This is a genomic window from Pseudomonas sp. Leaf129 (assembly GCF_001423465.1).
Taxonomy (GTDB): Bacteria; Pseudomonadota; Gammaproteobacteria; order Pseudomonadales; family Pseudomonadaceae; genus Aquipseudomonas; species Aquipseudomonas coleopterorum.
Map to the genome: position 1 here is coordinate 223,124 of NZ_LMOC01000001.1, position 20,827 is coordinate 243,950.

14 protein-coding genes are annotated in these 20,827 nt (G+C 64.9%); 8 read left to right on the plus strand and 6 right to left on the minus strand.

What is annotated here, in order from left to right; translation table 11 throughout:
* Positions 1–48: 48 nt before the first annotated feature.
* Entirely contained in the window at positions 49–708 is a 660-nt protein-coding gene (locus tag ASF66_RS21840; protein ID WP_082484543.1) for a GNAT family N-acetyltransferase, read from the minus strand.
* Between the two features lie 415 nt (positions 709–1,123).
* Between ASF66_RS21840 and ASF66_RS01155 the strand changes: the two genes are divergently transcribed.
* Positions 1,124–1,306 carry a hypothetical protein gene (locus ASF66_RS01155; RefSeq protein WP_056842381.1) on the plus strand — a complete coding sequence of 61 codons (183 nt, stop codon included), beginning with the start codon at positions 1,124–1,126 and terminating at the stop codon, positions 1,304–1,306.
* 63 nt (positions 1,307–1,369) lie between these two features.
* Positions 1,370–1,651 (plus strand): type II toxin-antitoxin system Phd/YefM family antitoxin, encoded by a 282-nt coding sequence (locus ASF66_RS01160; RefSeq protein ID WP_156463104.1) that lies wholly within the window; start codon positions 1,370–1,372, stop codon positions 1,649–1,651.
* A gap of 139 nt (positions 1,652–1,790) precedes the next feature.
* Here ASF66_RS01160 and ASF66_RS01165 read toward each other — a convergent pair whose 3' ends face one another.
* Complete coding sequence (locus tag ASF66_RS01165) at positions 1,791–2,336, minus strand: RNA polymerase factor sigma-70 (RefSeq protein WP_082484358.1); 546 nt, start codon at positions 2,334–2,336, stop codon at positions 1,791–1,793.
* A 238-nt stretch (positions 2,337–2,574) separates the two neighbouring features.
* Here ASF66_RS01165 and ASF66_RS01170 point away from each other — a divergent pair, with 238 nt between their 5' ends.
* Positions 2,575–2,778, plus strand: a complete 204-nt coding sequence (locus ASF66_RS01170) for an MbtH family protein (RefSeq protein WP_056842383.1) — start codon at positions 2,575–2,577, stop codon at positions 2,776–2,778.
* Positions 2,779–2,952: 174 nt separating this feature from the next.
* On the opposite strand, the gene ASF66_RS01175 is transcribed toward ASF66_RS01170, so the two are convergent.
* From ASF66_RS01175 to ASF66_RS01190, 4 genes are all read right to left on the minus strand, one after another.
* On the minus strand, positions 2,953–5,124 hold the full coding sequence (locus ASF66_RS01175; RefSeq protein WP_056842384.1) for a TonB-dependent siderophore receptor: 2,172 nt from the start codon (positions 5,122–5,124) through the stop codon (positions 2,953–2,955).
* Between the two features lie 99 nt (positions 5,125–5,223).
* Complete coding sequence (locus ASF66_RS01180) at positions 5,224–6,243, minus strand: GNAT family N-acetyltransferase (RefSeq protein WP_056842385.1); 1,020 nt, start codon at positions 6,241–6,243, stop codon at positions 5,224–5,226.
* Positions 6,244–6,410: 167 nt separating this feature from the next.
* Positions 6,411–8,399, minus strand: coding sequence for a Fe(3+)-hydroxamate ABC transporter permease FhuB (gene fhuB, locus ASF66_RS01185; RefSeq protein ID WP_056842386.1), 1,989 nt, complete (start codon positions 8,397–8,399; stop codon positions 6,411–6,413).
* The gene (locus ASF66_RS01190; protein WP_056842387.1) at positions 8,392–9,327 is read right to left on the minus strand and encodes an ABC transporter substrate-binding protein; all 936 of its coding nucleotides are present in this window, start codon (positions 9,325–9,327) and stop codon (positions 8,392–8,394) included. The genes fhuB and ASF66_RS01190 overlap by 8 nt, the downstream gene beginning before the upstream one ends.
* A gap of 202 nt (positions 9,328–9,529) precedes the next feature.
* On the opposite strand from ASF66_RS01190, the gene ASF66_RS01195 reads away from it, so the two are divergent.
* The 5 genes from ASF66_RS01195 (at position 9,530) to ASF66_RS01215 (ending at position 20,820) form a co-directional block, all read left to right on the plus strand.
* Entirely contained in the window at positions 9,530–11,176 is a 1,647-nt protein-coding gene (locus tag ASF66_RS01195; protein ID WP_056842388.1) for a cyclic peptide export ABC transporter, read from the plus strand.
* Positions 11,177–11,368: 192 nt separating this feature from the next.
* Positions 11,369–12,130, plus strand: coding sequence for a thioesterase II family protein (locus tag ASF66_RS01200; RefSeq protein WP_156463105.1), 762 nt, complete (start codon positions 11,369–11,371; stop codon positions 12,128–12,130).
* Between the two features lie 28 nt (positions 12,131–12,158).
* Entirely contained in the window at positions 12,159–13,139 is a 981-nt protein-coding gene (locus tag ASF66_RS01205) for a TauD/TfdA family dioxygenase (protein WP_049859987.1), read from the plus strand.
* 47 nt (positions 13,140–13,186) lie between these two features.
* On the plus strand, positions 13,187–17,677 hold the full coding sequence (locus tag ASF66_RS01210; RefSeq protein ID WP_056842389.1) for a condensation domain-containing protein: 4,491 nt from the start codon (positions 13,187–13,189) through the stop codon (positions 17,675–17,677).
* Complete coding sequence (locus ASF66_RS01215; RefSeq protein ID WP_056842390.1) at positions 17,674–20,820, plus strand: non-ribosomal peptide synthetase; 3,147 nt, start codon at positions 17,674–17,676, stop codon at positions 20,818–20,820. Before ASF66_RS01210 ends, ASF66_RS01215 begins: the two co-directional genes overlap by 4 nt.
* Positions 20,821–20,827: the final 7 nt, after the last annotated feature.

Below are 20,827 nucleotides of genomic sequence, written 5' to 3' on the forward strand. Positions count from 1 at the left end.
GGAACCCAGCCGCCAACGCCCCTCCAGTATTTGAGCACAAATGTACTTTCACCGTAGCGAGGTGCGCTGACGGCCATTGGCGTCGAAGTTATCATCGGCCAGCCAGCGCTCGAAAAGGAGCTTGTTAGCTGGCCAGTCTTCAGCAAACTGTGCATACCAGGCTGTATCGCGCCATCTGCCTTTGATGATTTGAGCTTGACGCCAAATGCCCTCAAAGGAAAATCCTAGTCGCAGTGCCGCGTTTCGAGAGGGCAGATTAAGGGCGTTACACCGCCAAGCGACTCTGTTGAAACCAATAGAAAAAGCGTGATCAATAAGAAGGTAGATCGCCTCAGTTGCGGGTCGTGTCCGCTGCATTTCTGGTGAGAACCAGATGCTGCCTAACTCAAGAGCGGCATTGTCCGTATCGATGTCGCAAAACGAAATCCATCCGCTGACGCTTCCATTAGAGGGTAGAACAGAAAAAAATGGCTGATCTGCAAGCCCCTCGAGTCCAGCCACATGCGCCTCGAATTTCGCGTAGGATTCGAACGGGCCGTAGCCAAGATACGTCCAACTTTCGTCCGCGTTTTGAGCTGTGTGCCACAGGTCTGGAGCGTGACTTCTGGTCAGGGGGATCAGCTTGACGCTCTTACCTACATGGCTCCGTTTGGAAGGGGGGCGACATTCTGGTATGGATGCGATAGGCCCGATAGGTAGCGGTGTCATTGTTTCTCCCATAGTGAATGTCTTCAGTAGTTTGCTCGACGAACTGGAGGCCATTGATCGGCTTGTCGTAACACTTTGCCACACCAGCCTCAAACTAATCATGGCAGCAATTCTACCCGCATGGCGCTTTGAAACAGCGGTCGCCGAGAGAGTTTAGGTGTGTGACAGCAACATCAATTCAATGGGGAGTTGGTGTCCGGTTTGGTAGGAGCAAGTCCACTGGATCTAGTCCTTGGCAGGGGGGCGGAGATCAAGTCTGGATTGGAGCCAGGAGGATTGTTGAGTGGGATGACGCTGCGATCTTTGGATCATGAGACGCTTGACGTTATCAAACTAGTGGAACGTGAGTCAGAATTCAGCAGCAAGCACTCAGTTTTCAATCAGTTTTCAATCGCGAAAATCAGGAAGATCCACTATGGCCAAGAAAGCCAACAACCCGTTCTACTTCGCCGGCGCCCCGTTGATTGCAGTCGGCTGCGCCTTCGCCGCGATCGGCGCCTCGGGTCAGGAGGCTTTTGGATGGACGTCCATAGGACTGCTGGTGCCTGGCGTGGCTCTGCTTGTTGCGGGGCTTATGAATAGGCGCCGGGCGAGCTGAACACGTCCGTCCACCGACTCTGCAGGTAAAGGGAACGGGATCATCGGTAGAGGGGCAAGACGCATGAGTGCATCATCAACCCGAGTTCAGCACGCTGTCTCCGCCGCGGCGATGGCTGGGTGTTTCAGCGTGCATCTGGAAGCCGTCACCAGCGGCACGGTCTCGCATCTGGTCATCATCGATGATCACGAGCCAGCCGCCGTGCTGCTGAGCGTCGACGCTTATCAAGCGCTGCAGGATGAGCTTGAAGATCTGCGTTCTGAACGCCTGGCCATCGAGCGCCTGCCTAGCATAGACAGCGATGTGACCTTGAGCCTGGAAGAAATGAACGCCCGGTTCGAATAGGCATTTGTGCCGCACATTTGCGTTCTTCGTTTCCAGTGGGTGACGGATACAAAGCCCAATCTACCAAGCGATTCTGAAGCTTCCTGCGAATGATGTTCGAACGCCACGAACATGACCTGCCCATCACACCTTCCAAATCCTAGAAACCCGCCCCAGCCCCCACGAACTTCCGGCAGTGCACCGACGCATCGCGAATCATGAAATTGACCAACGTCGGCGAGACGCCCAGCTCGGTGGCGATGTCTTTCTGTGGTTTGCCGTGCACGCGGTACATCAGGAAGGCGTAGCGGGCGCGCTTGGGCAGTTGGGCCAGGGCGCGGTCGACCTTGCCCAGGGTCTGGCGGTCGACGTTGATCGACTCCGGGTTGGACATCTGGGGGACTGTGTCGAGGGTCTGGTCGTCCTGGACGAAGTAGCGCTGTTCGGTGGCCTGCTTGCGGTAATGGTCGATGGCCAGGTTGCGCACGATGCGGAAGATGTAATTGAGCTGGGCGTTGAAGGGCAGCATGCCGGCTTTCATTCTGCGCACTCGCAGATAGGCATCCTGGACGACATCTTCGGCGTGGCTGCGGCATCCGGTGATTTGCGCGGCGATTTTGATCAGGCCCTGGCGGTGCGAAATGAGTGTCTGCAGCAGCGAGGGGAGGTCGTGGAGTGAGTTATCCGTGCTACGTGAATCCTGCATGTTGATACCTGCGGCGGGCAGTGACAGAAAGTATGTCCTTATGTGACGGCGCTCAAAGTAGAGTTGTTGATTCTCATTGTCAAATGAGAAATTGTTCTATTCATAGGTTTTCTTGATTGCGTGAAGGAATTAGCCCGCTCGTCAAATGAAGGCTAATTTTTGGGAGGTGTGGGACGTCTTTGAGGGGTAGGCCTGTGCTACGCGCAGGTACGTTGGGTAATTTTCAGGAGGCAAGGCAATGGCGTTCGACCGCGAAGACACGATGTTTCTGGTAGTGGTGAATCACGAGCAGCAGTACTCGATCTGGCCCGATTTCAAGGCCGTGCCGGCGGGTTGGTCAACGGTGAGGGAAGCGGCGTCCAAGGCCGAGTGCCTGGCCTGGATCGAAGCCAACTGGACGGACATGCGCCCGGCCAGCCTGCGTGAAGCGATGGGGGCTTGAGGAAGTACGCGTGACCGCGCGGCGCGTGGCAGGGTCACGCGCCGTCGTCATTTTGGGGCACCGAGCATTCAAGGTGGCCGAGGTGAAGCGGGTCTTGGCGACGATCAGTCCCTTGGGGTCCAGATGAATCCGGTACTTGCCAGAGGGGCCGATCGCCGTGTGCCTGGTCAGCCGTTACCAGCGGTAGTTGACCGACCCGATCAGCGCTCGCTCGTCGCCGTAGCGGCATGAGACGTTGCAGAACAGGTACTTCTCGTTGGCGACGTTTTGCGCCTTCATGGCCACGGTCCAGTTCTTGTCGACTTCATAGGTAACTTTCGCGTCGAACATCGTGTAGGCGGAGACCTTTTCGTTGGCGTCCGAGCTGGACGTACGGCTGGTACCCATGTAGCGGGCGCCGCCGCCGACCACGACCTGAGGCAGGCCCAGGGCGGTCAAGCGGTAGTCGGCCCACAGGTTGGCCATGTGATAAGGCACGCCGTCGATGCGCGTGCCCACGCGGGTGGACACGGCATCGTCGGTGATCTTCGCATCGGTGTAGGTGTACGAGGCGGTGGCGCTGAGGTTCGGGGTGATGTCCGCTTTGGCCTCGAGCTCCACACCTCGCGCGCGGGTTTCGCCGAACTGCACGGTGTTGCCAGTGAGGTCGGTGCTCAGCGAGTTCTTCTGCTTGAGGTCGTAGACCGCAGCGCTCAGCAGGGCCGTGGTACCGGGCGGGGTGTAGCGCACGCCGATCTCGTACTGCTCGCCCTCGGTCGGATCGAACGAGGTGTTGGCGTTGGCGTTGAAGACGTTCGCCGGCAGGAACGACTGGCTCCAGCTGATGTACGGGGCCAGGCCGTTGTCCGCCTGGTAGACGAGGCCGACACGGCCGGTGGCTTTCTTGTCATCGCGTGGTGTGCGGGCGCCGCTGGCGAAGTTGTAGGTGCGGCTTTCGGCCCAGTCCTGGCGGCCGCCCAGCAACAGAATCCACTTGTCGTCGAACTTGATCTGGTCTTGCAAGTAGACGCCGGCCTGGGCGCTGTGCAGGTCCGAGCCGGTGTTGGCGGATGTGGCGTTGGTTGGCACGCCATACACCGGGTTGGCCGGGTTGAATATGGAGTTGGCGCCGGCGAAGCGATGGGAGTCGTAGGTCTTGTGGTAGTAGTCCACGCCCGCCAGCAGGGTGTGCTGCCAGCGACCGCTGTTGAGGGTCCATTGCACGTTGTTGTCGCTGGTCCAGCCTTCGGAGCGTTCGCGGCGGATGCTGGGTCGGCGCGCCAGCTGGCCCCGGTTGCGCAGGGCGGCGCTGCCGGTATCGGCGACCTGCATGTAGTCCCAGCTTAGATCCGCCTCGAAGTGGCGCAGCGAGTGGCGGATTTTCAGGTCGGGAGTGAATTCGTGTTCGAACAGGTAGCCGATGCTGGTCGAATAGTTGTTGTAGTGATCGAAGCCGCGCTCGCCGGTGAACAAGTCGCGGTCGACCTTGGGGTAGCGGGTGCCGGACGAGGTGGTCAGGTCGAAATCCAGCGGCGGTGCGAAGCCGGTGCGGGTTTCCTGGTAGTTGGCCAGGAGGGTCAGCGAGGTGCTGTCGTTCGGGCGCCAGGTGAAGGCGGGGGCGATGTAACGGCGGTCGTCGTCGGCGTCGGTGGTCTGGGTGTCGCTGTCGCGCCACAGGCCGGTGAGGCGATAGGAGAACTGCCCGGCGTCGTCGATCGGGCCGCCCAGGTCGAAGCTGTACTGTTTGCGTGCATGGCTGCCGTACTCGACGTTGACTTCATGCAGCGGCGTATCGGTCGGGCGTTTGGTGATGGTGTTGATCAGACCGCCCGGTGAGAGTTGGCCGTACAGCACCGAAGAGGCGCCCTTGACCACTTCCACGCGCTCCAGGCCGTAGGGTTCGATGCCGCCGTCATACACGCTGCCTTGCAGTTTCATGCCATCGCGCAGAATGCCGCCCGTGCCCGAGCCGACGTTGAAGCCGCGGATCACGAAGTCGTCGGCGACCCGGCTGAACCCGCCGGGCTGGGCGATCACGCCTGGTGTGTAGCCCAGAGCCTCGGCCAGGGTGTCGGTCTTGCGGTTGTCCATCTCGTCGCGGGTGACGACCGAAATCGACTGCGGAATGTCCTTGATCGCCGAATCGGTCTTGCTCGCGCTGGTGCTGCGCGTGGCCACGGGACCCTGGATCTGCCCGGTCGGGTTCTCGAGGACCCTGGCGTCGATGTTGGTTTCCTGCAGTTCCAGGGTGCCGCTCGAGGCGGCAGTGCTGGCGCTGTCGGCGGCGTAGGCTGTACTCAGTGGCAAGCCACCGAGCAACAGCGCCAGTGTCAGCGGATGGTAGACGAAGACTTTTTTTGCGGGCATGGCGGCTCCTGAGTGTGAAGTGTTGTTTTTCTGGTGAGTTGAAGTCATGTCGCCCGCTGCATGATCCCCATCAAGCAGCGGGCGTCCCATTGGCGGCGGTTACGGGCAGTACTCGTCGAAGAACGTCTCGCGCTCCAGGCGCAACAGGGCGGCTTGCTTGTGCGGCAGGGTGATGGTCTTGAGCCTGCCGTAGCCCTGGGATTCGAGGAAGCCGATCTGCCGGGTGTGGTCGATCCGCGGTTCGCCGAGGATGCGCTGGGTGCGCGGCTCGTCGATGAACATGTAGTGCATGAGCGAGCGGAACCAGCCCTTGAGCTTGCCGGCGCTCTGGTGCTTGCTCTCGCCGACCACCACGTGCCAGCCACGGTCGTGGTCTTGGACGTCGTAATAGGGAGCGATGCGATCTTCCTTGCACCAGTAGATCTCGAAGTAGGCGAACGGCTCGCCGTCGTAGCTGCCGATCAGTGGCAACACACGTGGGTCATCGAGCATCTGTTGCAGGTATTCGGCGTGTTCTTCGGGGCTGCCGGTCTGCTCCCAGAAGAACGCGACCTGCTCCAGGTTCATCCAGCGATTGAAGCGTTCCAGGTCCAGACCGATGTCGACGGTGCGCAGGGTGAACGTGGTCTTCAGGCCCGGTAGTTCGCGGCGGTAGACCTCGCCGTGCGGGATCGGCGGGCGCTGTGGGTGACGCTTGTCGCCGCTGAACGTGTAGCGCAGCGGCATGCCGGCGGCCGATGGAGTGGTGAGCCAGGGCAGCGGGTGTTGCCAGAAGCTGCTGCGGGCGCAGGCCAGGCGTGCGGTGCGGCCGTCGTGGCCCAGAAGGGTATCGAACACTCCTTCACGCACCGCGTCGCGCGCGCGGTCGAGGGCGAGCGGGGCGCTGACTTCCAGCCCAGGGACGCGTGACGAATTGCAGAAGACCTGACCGAGCAGGGCGAGCAGGCCGCTGACCGGGAACGCCACGGGCAGGTTCTCCAGCCGCACATGGCCGTCCTGGCGGAAAAAGTGCACCGGTTCGATCCCTTCGATTGCCAGACTGCCGTTGCCATCGTCCGCCACCTGGGCGATCACGTGGCGGCCGTCGGCCAGGGGCAGGGTGAAGTTCGGCGTGGTCATGGTGCTTCTCCGTGAGTGGCTTCTCGCGTGTGCCAGCGCGCAGGAACCTACCGGGTACTGACCGGTCGGGTGGTTCCAGGGCATAGCTTAGGTAGAATTGTAACGAATGGGAATCGTAATTATTTAAGGTTGATTCCCATCTTTACTTGCTTCCTTGCTGATTCTGCTCAGCGCTTGCGCACCAGGAGCCACATGAAATACGGCCCGCCGATGAAGGTCGCGAAGATCCCCGCCGGGATCTGCCACGGGAACACCAGGTTGCGGCCCAGCCAGTCGGCCAGCACCAGCAGCGTGCCGCCGAGCATGGCCGAGAGCAGCAATTGCGCGATCGGCCGGCGTGCGCCGAGCATCCGTGCGATGTGGGGCGCGATCAGGCCGACGAAACTCAAGGGGCCGACGGCCAGCGTGGCGGCTGCGGTCATCACGGCGGTCAGCAACAGCAGGGCCAGGCGGCTGCCGCCCAGGGATATCCCCAGTGCCCGCGTGCGCTCGGCGCCCAGGGGCATGATCGCCAGCCAGCGGTTGCACAGCGGCGTGACCAGCAGGAACAGCACCGCCAAGGCACTGACGACCAGCGCCTGGCCGGCGTCGATGCGATAGGTCGAGCCGGTCATCCAACTGAGCATGAGCAGCACCCGGGAATCGCCGCTGACCATGAACAAGGCGGCGAACGCATTGAGCAGGGTGCTCAGCGCGACGCCGGTGAGCAGCATGCGGTCTGGCGCGAAGGCGCTGCGCCAGCTCAGCGCGACGATGGCCAGCAACGCGATCAGGGCGCCGGCGATGTCCGCGGTCAGCAGCACCCAGGGGTTGAAGCCGGGGACGATGACCAGCACCAGAATGCCGCCCAACGCCGCACCGGAACTGACACCGAGCATTTCCGGGCTGGCCATCGGGTTGCCGGTCATGCGTTGCATCAGGGTGCCGGCCAGGGCCAGCAGCACCCCAGCGGCGAACGCGGCGGCCACCCTGGGCGCGCGCCAGGGCAGCAGCGCATCGAAGGTCGCACCGCTGCTGAAATACCAGCCGTCCGCGCCGCGTCCCCAGGTCAGCGCGAGGTAAACGGACACGACCAGCACCGCAAGCAGTACCCAACGGGTCCGTTTGAGGGAAAGGGAGCGAACGTTGCCGGCGTTGGCGGGTGGATTGATGCGGGTCTCATGCAGACGGCTCAGCAGCACTAGCAGCAGCGGCGCGCCGAGAAAGGCGGTGAAGATGCCCGTGGGCATTTCGGCACCCAGCACGCGCGCCGAGGCCTGGACCAACTGGTCGGCGAGCACCAGCAGCAAGGCGCCGAACACCGGCGCCCAGATCAAACGCTGGCGCAATGTGCGAGCGCCGGCCAGTCGGGCCAGGGCCGGGCCGGCCAGGCCAAGGAAGCCGATCACGCCGACGCTGGCGATGGTGCTGGCGCTCAAGGCCACGGCCACGCTCAGGGCCAGCAGGCGCATGCGCCCAGGCGACAGGCCGAGGCTACCGGCCGTGGCGTCGTTAAGGCCAAGAACTTCCAACGGCCGAGCGAGCAGGGCGGCGAGCACGGCCACGGCCGCCAGACGAGGCGCCAGGTGATACACATCCTGCCAGCTGTTCTGGTTCAGCGAGCCTGATTGCCAGATGAACAGGTTGTTCAAGACCTCATGGTTGGCCAAGACCAGCAAGGTGCTCAACGTCGCGCAGTACAGGTTGATGATCAGCCCGGACAGGATCAGCGCCACCGGTGACATGCGTCGGCTCCAGGCCAGGCCCAGCACCGCCAGCATGCCCAGTCCGGCACCGATGAGGGCGACGCCTTCCTGACCACCGTCGAGCAGGCTCGGTGCGTAGATCGCACAGGTGGCCAGGGCCAGGTGGGCTCCAGAGGCAACCCCGAGCGTGGTCGGTTCGGCGATCGGATTGCGCAGCACTTGCTGGAAGATCACCCCGGCCAGCGCCAACGCGGCGCCGACCACGAGGCTGACGACCAGGCGCGGTAGGTAGCTGTAACGAACCAGCAGGGCTGAGAAGTCGTCGGGTATCACCGAGCCGAATACGTGATCCCATGACCCGTGTGCAAGCAGTGAACTGGCCTGCTGCACGCTCAACGCCAGTGCGATCAGCAGCAGTCCAAGGGCCAGCCAGGCGGGCTGGCGACGCAGGCGTGAAGGGGAATCAGGCATGGTCGGCTTCCATGGCGAGCAACTGCTCGGTGATCGAGAGGGCCAGGCGTTGCGCGGTCAGCAGGCCGCCGCTGGGGTAGAAGCGTGGCAGCGCCCGAATGCGGCCCTCGCGGATCATCGGCAGGGCGCGCCAGATAGGGCTGTTGTCCAGGCGGCGCTGCGCCGCGACCGCTTCGCGGGGGTTGGTGTAGTACAGGAATGCGGCATCCGGGTGTTCCAGCAGCGTCTCGATGCCCACCGCCGGACTACCGCCCCAGGCGTTGGTACGCCCTTGGTAGGCGTTGCGCAGGCCCAGGCGGTCGAGCACGGCCTGGTACATGCCCTTGGCGCCGAAAAGCAGCAGGTGACGGCCATCCGGATTCAGTCGTGCGATGTACACCGGGCGGTCCTTGACCGGGGTGAGCCTGGCACGCAGGCTTTCGAGCAACTGGTCGGTCTGTTCCAGCAAGGCTTGCGCCTGGGCACGACGGTCGACCAGCGCGCCGAGGTCGAGCAACACTTGCCCGGCATTGCGATAGGGTTGGGCGTTCGCCGCATAGATGTCGAAGGTGCGCAGCGGCGCGATACGCTGCAGCAGGGTACCCTCGAGCTGCCAGGACGTGCCGATGATCAGGCCGGGTGCCAGGCGTTGCAGGTATTCCAGGTTGGGCTCGATACTCGGGCCCAGGTCGATGACATCGTCGGGCAGGGAGGGCTGAGCGACGAACTCGCGATAGAAACCGGCGTTGACCACGGCACGGGGCACGACGCCCAGGCCCAGCAGGCTTTCGGTGAGGGCGGGCTCGAAGCTGACGATATCGACTTTCGGCGCTGCTCGGGTTACGGCGGTTGGCACGACAGCGTCGGCAGCGCTGACCAGAGACGAACCGCACAGTGCGGCTGGCAGCAGCGCCAGGCCGGTCAGGGCTCGACGGCGGGTAAGGGACATTGCAGGCTGACTCCGAAGCAGAACGATCGCCTCCTGGCGAGAATGGGAGTCTATAGCAACTGCGTTTGCTTCCCAATACCCTGTAGGCATATGGACTTTATCGCGGTAAAGAATCAACCGCCGGCTTCGTTTACCTGTGTAACCCCAACTATCGACGGCGACAGGCGTGATGCCTGCGCCCGCCGACTCTCAAGGAGACCCCATGTCATTGTTCGGTATGCTGGTTCGCGCTTCGCGCACGCGGTTGGCCGTGGCCATCGGCGCGAGCCTGGTCTGCGGCCTGGCCAACGTGCTGCTGGTGGCGCTGATCAACCAAGCCCTGAACGCATCGCTGCAAGACCTCACCGGTTACGCGCTGCCTTTCGTGCTGGTGATCGCCCTGGTGATGGGCAGCCAGGTGCTGTCCCGGGCGCTGTTCGCGCACCTCAGCCAGCAAGGCCTGGCCACTTTGCGCCTGCACATCTCCCGGCATGTGGTCGCGGCACCGCTGCGGGGGTTGGAAACGGCGGGGCGCGGGCGCATCCAGGCGGCCTTGGCCGACGACACCACCACCTTGTCGAACTTCTTCACCGGGTTTCCCATGCTGGTGACCAGCGCCGTGGTGGTGCTGGGTTGTCTGGGTTACCTGGCCTATCTGTCGTGGGCGATCTTTCTGGTCTCGGTGCTGGCCATCGGTCTCGGTTCGCTGGGCTATCACCTGTGCCATTCGCACATGCTTCAGTATTTTCGCAAGGCCGGCTCCAGCCAGGACGAACTCTTCGGTCATTTCGACGCCATGGTCTCGGGTGCCAAGGAGCTCAAGCTCAACCGCTCCAAGGCGCAGCGCTTTCTCGACGAGGTGTTGGTCAGCGCCGTCGAGCAGGTGCGCCACAACCGTGCCAAGGGGCTGATGCTGTTTGCCATCACTGGCGGCTGGGGACGTTTGCTGTTTCTGGTGCTGATCGGTGTGGTGCTGTTTCTGCGCTTGTGGATTCCTTCCGACGCGGCGGTGATCACCGGCTACGTGATGGTGTTTCTGTACATGATGGGGCCGCTGGAAGGGGTACTGCTGAACCTGCCGCAGATGAGTCAGGCGCGGGTCGCCAGTGCGCGTATCGAAGCGACCCTGGCCCAGCTGAAGGCTGAAACCCAGCGGCAGACCCCCGTGCCGTCGCCGGCGCCCAAAGGTGTGACCCTGGCGCTCGACGGCCTGACCCACGGTTACTTCAGCGAGCGCGAGGACGAAGTGTTCACCCTCGGCCCGGTGCAACTGACCCTCAAGCCCGGCGAAATCACCTTTCTGGTGGGTGGCAACGGCAGCGGCAAGACCACCCTGGCCAAGCTGATTGCCGGTCTGTATCGACCGGAAAGCGGCGTGGTACGCGTCGATGGTCGAGCGGTCGGGGAGGATGAGTGGGACGACTATCGCCAGCTGTTCTCGGCGGTCTTCTCCGACTTTCACCTGTTCGACACCTTGCTCGAAGCGCCGGATGCGAGCGTGGATACCCAGGCCGGCGAGTGGCTGGCGAAGTTACATCTGGATCACAAGGTCAGTGTCAGCAACGGTTCGTTCTCTACCCGTGAACTGTCCCAGGGGCAGCGCAAGCGTCTGGCGCTGATCGTTGCCTGTCTGGAAGGCCGCCCCGTCATCGTGTTCGACGAGTGGGCGGCGGACCAGGATCCGGCGTTCCGCGAGGTGTTCTACTGCGAGTTGCTGCCCGAGCTACGTGCCCAGGGCAAGACGCTGCTGGTCATCTCCCACGACGATCGCTATTTCCATCTGGCCGATCAGTTGATCAAGCTCGAGCGCGGCCAGATCGTCCATCGCGAGGCGTCGACCCAGGCGGCACTCTTGCAGCCTGTGGTCTGACACCTCTCGCCAGCAGCCTGGGCGGAGTTTGCCCAGGCTGCTCAGGACAGGCCGCGATTCCTGTTCTGGTTATCCCCAAATGATAATTTTTATCAATAACGCTTAATTCTGCACCGTTTTGTTTCGTCCTTATCAGCAGTGTTCCAGGCAAGGCCACTCCGGCTTGCCGACTGCTTTTAAGGAGATCGCGCAGTGTCCGTCCCACCCGATTGCATCCGCCTGTTCTGCTTCGCGTGTTCCGGGGCGAGCGCCATGCCGTTCGCCGCATGGCGTGCCGTCTTGCCGGCCTGGATCGACGTGCAGCCGGTCGAGCTGCCCGGTCATGGCCATCGCAGTGACGAGCCGTTGCAGGTGGACATGCCGAGCCTGGCCGCCACTCTGGCGGACGAACTGGCGTCCTTGATCGATGGGCCTTACCTGATGCTCGGCCACAGCGTCGGCGGGGTGGTTGCCCTGGAAGTGGCACACGCCCTGGTCGCCCGTGGCCTCGAAGCGCCCAGCGCCCTCATCACCGTTGCCAGCACCGCGCCCAGCCAGCGTGCTGGCAACCCGCAGGCGCAGCCCATGAGCGATGCCGAGCTGGTCGCTGAGCTGCAGCGCCTGGACGGCACGCCCCAGGTCGTGCTCGACGACCCCGAGTTGCTGGCCATGGTGTTGCCGGTGTTGCGCGCCGATTTCCTGCTGGGCGAGCGCCATCGGCCGTCTTGCCGCGAGCCGCTGCCGTGCGCGCTGCATGTGTTCGGTGGGCGCAACGAGAGCATCGTGGTCGGCGCTCTGGCGGCCTGGGAAATGGAGTGCACAGGGCCGTTCCGAATGGAAATGTGCGCCGGCGGGCATTTCTTCCTGCACCGCCAGCGTGCCGACTTTCTACGCCGAATGGTGAGCCTGGCCAAGGCCTATCGCCCCTCGCTTGCTTCTTCCTTCCTCGCGCGCGCCGGGCTGAGTCATGCCTGAGCGCGCTCCTCTGTATGCGGAGTCTTCCATGCTTGATTCACGCTTCGATGTCCGGCCTCTGCGACACGCCGATACCCCGTTGCCCCTGCTGATCGAGGCGCGCGAGCCGGGTCTCGATCTGGCCGCGTGCCTGCCTGATCTGCAGGCGCTGATCGATGAACAACTGCTCAAGGCCGGCGGTGTGCTGCTGCGTGGTTTCGACGTGCAGAACGCCGAACGCTTTCGCCGCTTCGCCGTGGGTTTCGGGTCCGATCTGCTCACCTACGAATTTGGCTCCACGCCACGCAGCAACGTGACCAGCGGGATCTACACCTCCACCGAGTACCCGCCGCATCAGCACATTCCGCTGCATAACGAGCAGGCCTACACCCGCGACTGGCCGATGAAGATCTGGTTCTTCTGCCAGCAGGCCTCGCCGGTGGGCGGTGCAACGCCGATCGGTGACAGCCGGGCCATCTATCGACGAGTGGGCGAACGGATTCGTCAGCGCTTCGCCAGCAAGGGGCTCATGTACACCCGCAACTACGGCAACGGCCTGGACGTGTCCTGGGAACAGGTGTTCAACACCCAGGACCGCAGCGTCGTGCACGCCTACTGCGAGGCCCACGGCATCGGCCTGGAATGGAAGGACGATGGCGGCCTGCGTACGCGGCAGGTCTGTCAGGCCGTGGCGACTCATCCGCGTACCGGTGATGCGGTGTGGTTCAACCAGGCGCACCTGTTCCATGTGTCCAACCTGCCCGAGGAAGTGCGTGAAACCCTGCTCGACCTGGTCGAGGAAGAGGACTTGCCGCGCAACGTCTACTACGGCGACGGCAGCGCGCTGGAGGAAACCCTGCTCGAAGACATCCGCGGTGTGATGCAGCAGGAGCAGGTCGAGTTCGCCTGGCAGGACGACGACGTGCTGATGCTCGACAACATGCTCACCGCCCATGGCCGAGCGCCGTTTCAGGGGCCGCGCAAAGTGGTGGTGGCCATGGCCGAGCCCCACGGTGCCGACGTACGTTGAGCCACCCCCGGATTTCCCGATTTTTTGCGATTGCAGGAGGACGCCCCATGGCCATCCCACACCAGCCTCAACCCCGATCCCTCATCGAGATGCTGGCCCAGCGCGCCGGACACCAGGGCGAGCAACTGGCGCTGCGCTTTCTCGGCGACGGCAGCGAAACCACCGAGCTCTATACCTACGCCCAACTCGATGCGCGGGTCCGCCACCTGGCCGCCTGCCTGGGCCAGCACACGGTGAAGGGCGACCGGGTGCTGCTGCTGATGACTAACGGCCCGGACTACATCGTGGCGTTTTTCGCCTGCCTGTATGCCGAGCTGATCGCCGTGCCCGCCTATCCACCGGAACGCAATCGGCAGTTCCACACCGAACGCCTGCAAGGCATGGCCATGGATGCCGAGCCTTCGCTGATCCTGTGTGAGCAGGCAGCACTGGATGCATCGCTGGCGTTGCGCGATGGCCTGACCCTGGCAAGCGCGCCGGTGGTCGCCAGCGTCCAGGACCTGGAGGCGCAACCGACGCGAAGCTGGCAGCCGCGCGAGGTATTGGGCGAGGCCATCGCCATGCTCCAGTACACCTCCGGCTCCACCTCCGAACCCAAGGGCGTCGAAGTCACCCACGCCAACCTGCTGGACAATCAGCGCCTGCTGCAGATGGGTTTCGGCAGCCGCCCGGGCGACGTGTTCGTCAGCTGGCTGCCGCTGTACCACGACATGGGCCTGATCGGCGGCATGCTGCAGCCGATCTACGCCGGCGTGCCGCTGGTGTTGCTGACCACCCAACACTTTCTTGCGCGCCCGGCACGCTGGCTGGAAGCGATCCACCGTTATGGCGGTACCCTGAGCGGCGGCCCGGATTTCGCTTTCCGCCTGTGTACCGAAAGCGTGCGCGACAGTCTGCTCGCCGAGCTGGACCTGAGCCGGTGGCGTGTGGCGTTCTGCGGCTCCGAGCCGGTACGCGCCGATACCCTGGCCGATTTCGTCGAGCGCTTCTCCGCGGCCGGTCTGGCGGCGACGACGCTGCATCCCTGCTATGGGCTAGCCGAAGCGACCCTGATGGTCACCAGCAACATTCGCGGTGGCCCTTACTACACGCTGCACGTGGACCACGAAGAACTGGCCCATGGTCGAGTGGTGCCCGACGCCGATGGCACCGAAGTGGTCAGCAGTGGGGGCTTGCTGTTCGACGACCAGGTGCGCCTGATGGATCCGCATACGCTGGAGCCCGTCGCAGACCATACCGTCGGTGAAATCTGGGTGCGCGGCCCCAGCGTCGCTCGCGGTTACTGGCGCAACCCCGAGGCCACGGCGAAGACTTTTCTCGACCGACCGGACGGACGCTGGCTGCGCACCGGCGACTTGGCGTTTCTCTACAACGGTGGCCTGTTCATCACCTCGCGGGCCAAGGACGTGATCATCATTCGCGGCCAGAACCGCTACCCGCAGGACATCGAGAAAGCCGTTGAGCAGGGCGTGGACGCGGTGCGCAAAGGTCGCGTTGCGGCCTTCCCGGTGCAGGTCGACGGCCGCGAGTGCATCGGTATCGCGGCCGAGATCGGTCGCAGCACGCAGAAGAAATTCGATCCGCAGACGTTGATCGAGGCCATCGACCGCGTGGTCAGCGACACCCAGCAGGAACCGGCCAGCGTCATCGCCTTGCTGGAACCGGCGGCCTTGCCCAAGACCACCAGCGGCAAGCTGCAACGCTCGGCCTGCCGTCAGCGCCTGGAAACCGGCGAGCTGGGCGCCTATCACGTCTACCACCGCCCGCTGACGGACACCTGCGCAAGCGGTTCGGGAGATGCGCCCCAGGGCCAAACCGAGCAGCGTCTGGCCGCCATCTGGTCCGAGGTGCTCGAAGCGGGCGAGTTCAGCCGCGACGATGTCTTTCTCGCCAAGGGCGGTCATTCCCTGGCGGCGGTGCAGGTGGTCGCGCGGGTGCGCCGTGAGTTCAGCGTCGAGCTGCCGCTCAGTGCGCTGTTTGCCGCCAAGCCCCTTGCCCAGGTCGCAGCCATGGTGGACGCTGCGCCGCGCCTGGCGGCTGGGGTGCCACTGGAACGCCTGGATATCCGCGGTCCCCACGCCATGTCGCCAGTGCAGCGCAGCTTATGGCTGGCCCAGCAGTTGGGCGGCGAGCAGGGGCGTGCGGCGTACAACATGGTTGCGCAACTGCGGCTGTGCGGTGAGCTGCGATCCGAGGCCCTGCACGGCGCCTTGAATGATCTGCTGCAGCATCAGGCGAGCCTGCGCAGCGCCTTCGTGCCCGGGCCCGACGGGGTGGCTCGCGTGCACTGCGCCGACCACCTCGAACTGGGCTTGCCGCTGCTCGACCTGAGCGGGCTGCGCGATGCGGAACAGAGCACCGCCCTGGCCATGGCCGAAGCCGAAGCCGCCGGGCAACCCTTCGATCTGCAGCAGGCGCCGTTGCTGCGCGTCACCCTTGTGCGCCTGAACGATCGAGAGCACCGGCTGCTGCTGAGCCTGCATCACCTGATCGGCGATGGCTGGTCGTTCGGCGTACTGGTCCAGGCGCTGGGCGTCTTGTATCAGGCGCGCTTGACCGGTGGCGAAGCGGCATTGCCGCCGCTGACCCTGCACTACAGCGATTACGCGGCATGGCAGAACGCCAAGGAAGGCGGCGTCGAGCGCCAGCGGGAATGGGATTTCTGGTCGGAGTACTTGAGCCGTGCGCCACAGCACCTGGCCTTGCCCACCGACCGCCCGCGTCCGGCGACGCCGCAGAGCGACGGCGCCAGCGTGATCTTCCAACTGAGCGCCGAGCAGGTGGCCCGTGCCGAAGCTCTCGGCCAGGCCCACGGTGCCAGCCTGTTCATGGTCCTGCGTGCTGCCTTCGACTGGTTGCTGCATCGCGTCACGGGGCAAAACGATCTGGTCTACGGTACCGACATCGCCGGTCGGCCCAGGGCGGAGCTGGAACAGCTGATTGGCTTCTTCGTCAACATCGTCCCGTTGCGCGCTCGGGTCGATGCGCAGCAGCCGTTCAGTCAGTGGCTGGCCCAAGTCAGGGAGGATTCCCTGGCGGTCTTCGAACGGGCGGATCTGCCTTTCGAACAGATCGTGGAGGCCAGCGGCGTACCTCGTGAGCGTCAGCGCAACCCGCTGGTACAGGCGCTGTTCGTGCTGCACAGCATGCCCAATGGCCAGTTCGCCGTCCCCGGGTTGAGCGCGCAGCTGCTGGCCGCGCCGGCGCAGACCTCGAAGTTCGACATGGCCCTGTTCCTCACCCCCAATGCGCAAGGGCTGAGCGGGGAGTGGGTGTTCGCCACGGCGATCCTCGACAAGGCGCGGGTGCGCGCCTGGGTCGCGGCCTGGATCGACCTGCTCGAGCAGGTGCTCGACGCACCTGAGCAGCCCTTGTCTGTGCTGTCTTTGGGAGCCTTGCAGCCTGCGCCCGTCGCGCCAGCCAGCGGTCGCTCGCGGTTGGAAGCCAAGCGCGACAAGCTCAAATCGTTCACCCGCCAGGCCACGCCGTCAGCGGCCACGCCGGCGGTACGCTGCACACCGCTGACGGCCGACAGCGAATTCCCGCTGGTGATCGAGCCGGTCAGCGCGGACCTCGATCCCTGTGCCTGGGCCAGTCAGCATCGCGAGTTCATCGAAACCCACCTGCGCCGTCATGCCGGTTTGCTGTTTCGAGGCTTCGGGTTGCACACCGCCCAGGACTTCGAGGCGTTCGCCGAGGCCATCCAGCCGGGTCTGTATGGCGCCTATGGCGACCTGCCGAAGAAGGAGGGAGGGCGCAACACCTACCGCTCCACGCCTTACCCCGAGCGGCAGATGATCCTCTTTCACAACGAGAGCGCCCACCTGCGCCGCTGGCCGCGCAAGCAGTGGTTCTTCTGCGAGCTGCCATCGCCCGTGGGCGGCGCCACCCCGATTGTCGACTGCCGCGCCATGTACCGCGCCTTGCCGACTGAGCTGGCCGAGACCTTCGAGCGCAAGGGCCTGCTGTACGTGCGCACCTTTACCCCCGGTTTCGATGTGGATTGGCGCGACTTCTACAAGACCGACGATCGCGCCGTGGTCGAGGCCGCCTGCCGCCAGCAGGACGTGGCGTTCGAGTGGCTGGCCAACGGCGGCCTGCAGACCCGTACGCCGTGCCCGGCGGTGATCCGCCATCCGTTCACCGGGGAGAAGTCGTTCTTCAACCAGGTGCAGTTGCACCACGACTACTGCCTGCAAGCCGACGTGCGCCGTGACCTGCTGGGCATCGTCGGCGCCGAGCACATGCCCCGCCAGGTGTACTTCGGCGATGGCACGCCCATCGACGACGCGATCATGGAGCAACTGGGCCAGCTCTACGAAGCCTGCGCGGTGCGTTTCCAGTGGCAGCGCGGCGACGTGGCGATGCTCGACAACATGCTCGTGGCTCACGCCCGCGACCCCTTCGAAGGTCCGCGGCGAATCGTCGTGGCCATGGGCGAGATGACCGACCGCAGCGTGTTCGATGGCGCTGCCGCAGACACCGACGAGCGCTCGGGCCAGATGGCCGGCCTCTCTGTTCAAGGATATTCGCAATGACCGACCTGAGCCTCGATTCAAGCGCGCTGCACACCTTTGCCCTGAGCCCCGAACAGCAGGCGTGCCTGCTGGGCCGCGATCCGTCGCGCCCTGACGCGGGCAGCCATCGCTTGCGCATCGCCGTGAACGCCTCGCAGGGGCCGGCCACCTTTGCAGCCGCGTTGCAAAGCTATGCCGCAGGCCAACCGGTGCTAGGCACACGTTGGCTGCAGGTGCCCGGCTTTCTCGGCTGGCGCCAGACCTGTCCCAACCAGGGCGATGCGGTGCGTTGGGTGGAACTGGACGCCACCGCGCCCGCATTGACGCTGGAGGAAGGGGAGGTGCTGGCGGTCAGCTGGCGAGCCCTGTCCCAGGACCGTTTCGAGGTGGAATTCGTGGCGGCTGCCCTGTCCCTCGATCCGCCCAGCCTGGAGCGTCTGGCCGCCGATGTGCTGGCATCGGTGGAGGGCCGCACGCCGGTCTCCAGCGATGTGGACTATGAGCAATATGTGCAGTGGCGCCAGGATATGGCCGCCGACGAAGACGCCGCCCAGGGTCGGGCCTATTGGCAGCATGCCGAAGTCGACCCCGCACGTGGCGCCGCGCTGCACCTGGGTGTGCGTGGCAGCTCGGCGACACCGCAGGCATCACGCCTGGACGCGCAGCTCGCCGTACCCCTGTCGACTCTGGGCGCCGCCCAGGCCGTGGCGGAGGCCTTGGGGCAACCGCTGGACTTCGTTGTGCAAGGACTGTGGTGGGTGCTGTTGGGACGTTTGAGCGGGCAGCAGGCGTTCGTCGGTGGTTGGCTGCACGATTGCCGCAGCGACTACGATCACTTCGAAGACACCCTGGGGGTTTTCGAAAAAGTTTTGCCGCTGCGTGTCGAACTCGACCCTGCGGCGCTCTTCGCGCAATGGTCGCAACAGGCCGAAGGTCGTCTGGCCGATCATCTCGGCTGGCAGGAATACTGCCCGATCCAGTCACCTACGAGCACCGCGCCACTGCGGGCCGGGTTCGTCTTCGAGCACGCGCGCCTTGCGCCCGAGCAGGTGCTGGCGTACCCGAGCCGTCCGGCCTTCGAACTGCTGCTGCGTGCACGCGTCTGGGGCGACACCCTGCACCTGGCCATCGAGGCCAGCGGGACTGCGCACAGCATCGCCAGCCTGGAGGGGCTGCTGGAACAGCTTCGCACTCTGCTGCACACCCTGCCGGTCGATGGCGCCGTGGCCCTGGCCGATCTCGATCCGGTGGGCACGACGGAGCGCCAACGCCTGTTGGCCCTGGCCCCCAACGAGACGGCAGCGGCGGGCGAGTGGCTGCCCCAGCGGCTCGCTCGGCATGCCCGGCAGACCCCGCAGGCCATCGCCCTCAGTGATGGCCAGCAGTCCCTCGATTACGCCGCGCTGCACCAAGCGGTGACCCACCGGGCCGGCTGGCTGCAAGGGCAGGGGGTCGGCGTCGGCCAGTGCGTGGCCATTGAAAGCGAGCGCTCGCTGCAGGCCGTGCTGCATATTTTCGCCGTCCTCAGCGTCGGCGCGTACTACCTGCCGCTGGAACCGAGCTGGCCCGCCGAGCGCCGCCACGACCTGCTGAACCGTGCAGCGCCGGCGCTGGTGCTGTGTGATCCTGGGTCGAGCAGCGCCCAGGGGCCTTGGCCGAGCGCGAGCCTGGTGCAGGCGGGCAGTGAAGAACCGCTGCCGTTCCAGCCGCCGCAGCTCACCGATCAGCACCTTGCGTATCTGTTGTTCACTTCCGGCTCGACCGGGGCGCCCAAGGGTGTGCTCGTCGAACACGGTGCGCTGCGCAATTATGCCCAGGCGGTCAGTGAAGCGTTGGGCCTGGCGCCTGGCATGCGTCTGGCGCTGACCAGCCCGTTGAGCGTCGACCTTGGCCATACCTTGCTGTTCGGTGCAATGCAGATGGGCGCGGAGCTGGTCATCGCCACTGAGGCGGATCTTGCCGAGGGTGCCGCCTTCGGCCGCTTTTTGGCCCGAGAGCGCCCGGACGTGGCGAAGTTCGTGCCGTCGCACTTCGCCGCGCTGCTGGACAACGGCTTGGCACCGCTGCCCGGCACGCTGATTTTCGGCGGCGAAGCCACGCCGCGCAGGCTGGTCGAGCAACTGCGCGAGCAAGCGCCGTCGTTGCGCCTGTTCAACCACTATGGTCCAACCGAAACCACCGTCGGTGTGCTCTTCCACCCGGTGCGGGCGGACGTGCCGGACCACGATGAGCGGGTCCCGCTGAGTCGCGTGCTCGCGGGCAACCGGGTCTATCTGCTCGACGAGCGCCTGCGCCTGGTGCCCACCGGTGCCCTGGGCGAGCTGTACATCGGTGGTGCGCAGTTGTGCCGTGGCTATCTGGACCAGGTCGATGACGACCGTTTCATCGACGATCCCTTCCACCCAGGTCAGCGCCTGTATCGCTCCGGGGATCTGGGTCGCTACCGCGCCGAAGGTGGCCTGCAACTGGTGGGACGCCGGGATGATCAGGTCAAGTTGCGCGGCCAGCGCATCGAGCTCGGCGAAATCGAGGCGGCGCTGCTGACCCTGCCTGGCGTCGAGCAGGCCGTTGCGCGGCTGTGGGCACCCAGTGAAGGCATGGCCAGCCTGATCGCCTACGTCGTACTCGCCCAAGGCCAGGCCGATGACGCCCTGCAGCCGCTACTAGCCGCACTGGCCGAGCGCCTGCCCGAGGCGCTGTGCCCGACGCGTCTGCTCGCGGTGCCCAGCCTGCCGCGTCTGGCCAACGGCAAGATCGATCGTCATGCCTTGCCCGATCCCGGCCAGCCGCTGCGTCGGGCGCCGGCGCGAGCGCCGCAGAACGAGTTGCAAGCCTGCCTGCGCGATGCCATGGCCGACCTGCTGGGCTGTGCACCTGCGACGCTGGGTGTAGACGACGATTTCTTCGAGGCCGGCGGCCACTCGCTGCTGGTGATCAAGCTGGTCGCGCGCCTGCGCACCCTGTTCAAGCTCGAAGTGCCGCCGGGCCTGGTGTTCGACCATCCCGACGCCGCCCGCCTGGCCGCCGCCCTTGGTGAACTCGCCGATCCGGCGCGCCTCGAGAAGACCGCCCGTCTGCGCCGAGAGCTGGACAACCTGAGCGACGAGGAGCGCGCCAACCTGCGCGCCCAGGCCCTGGCCGCCAAAGGGCTGGCCGCCCACTGACACCGGG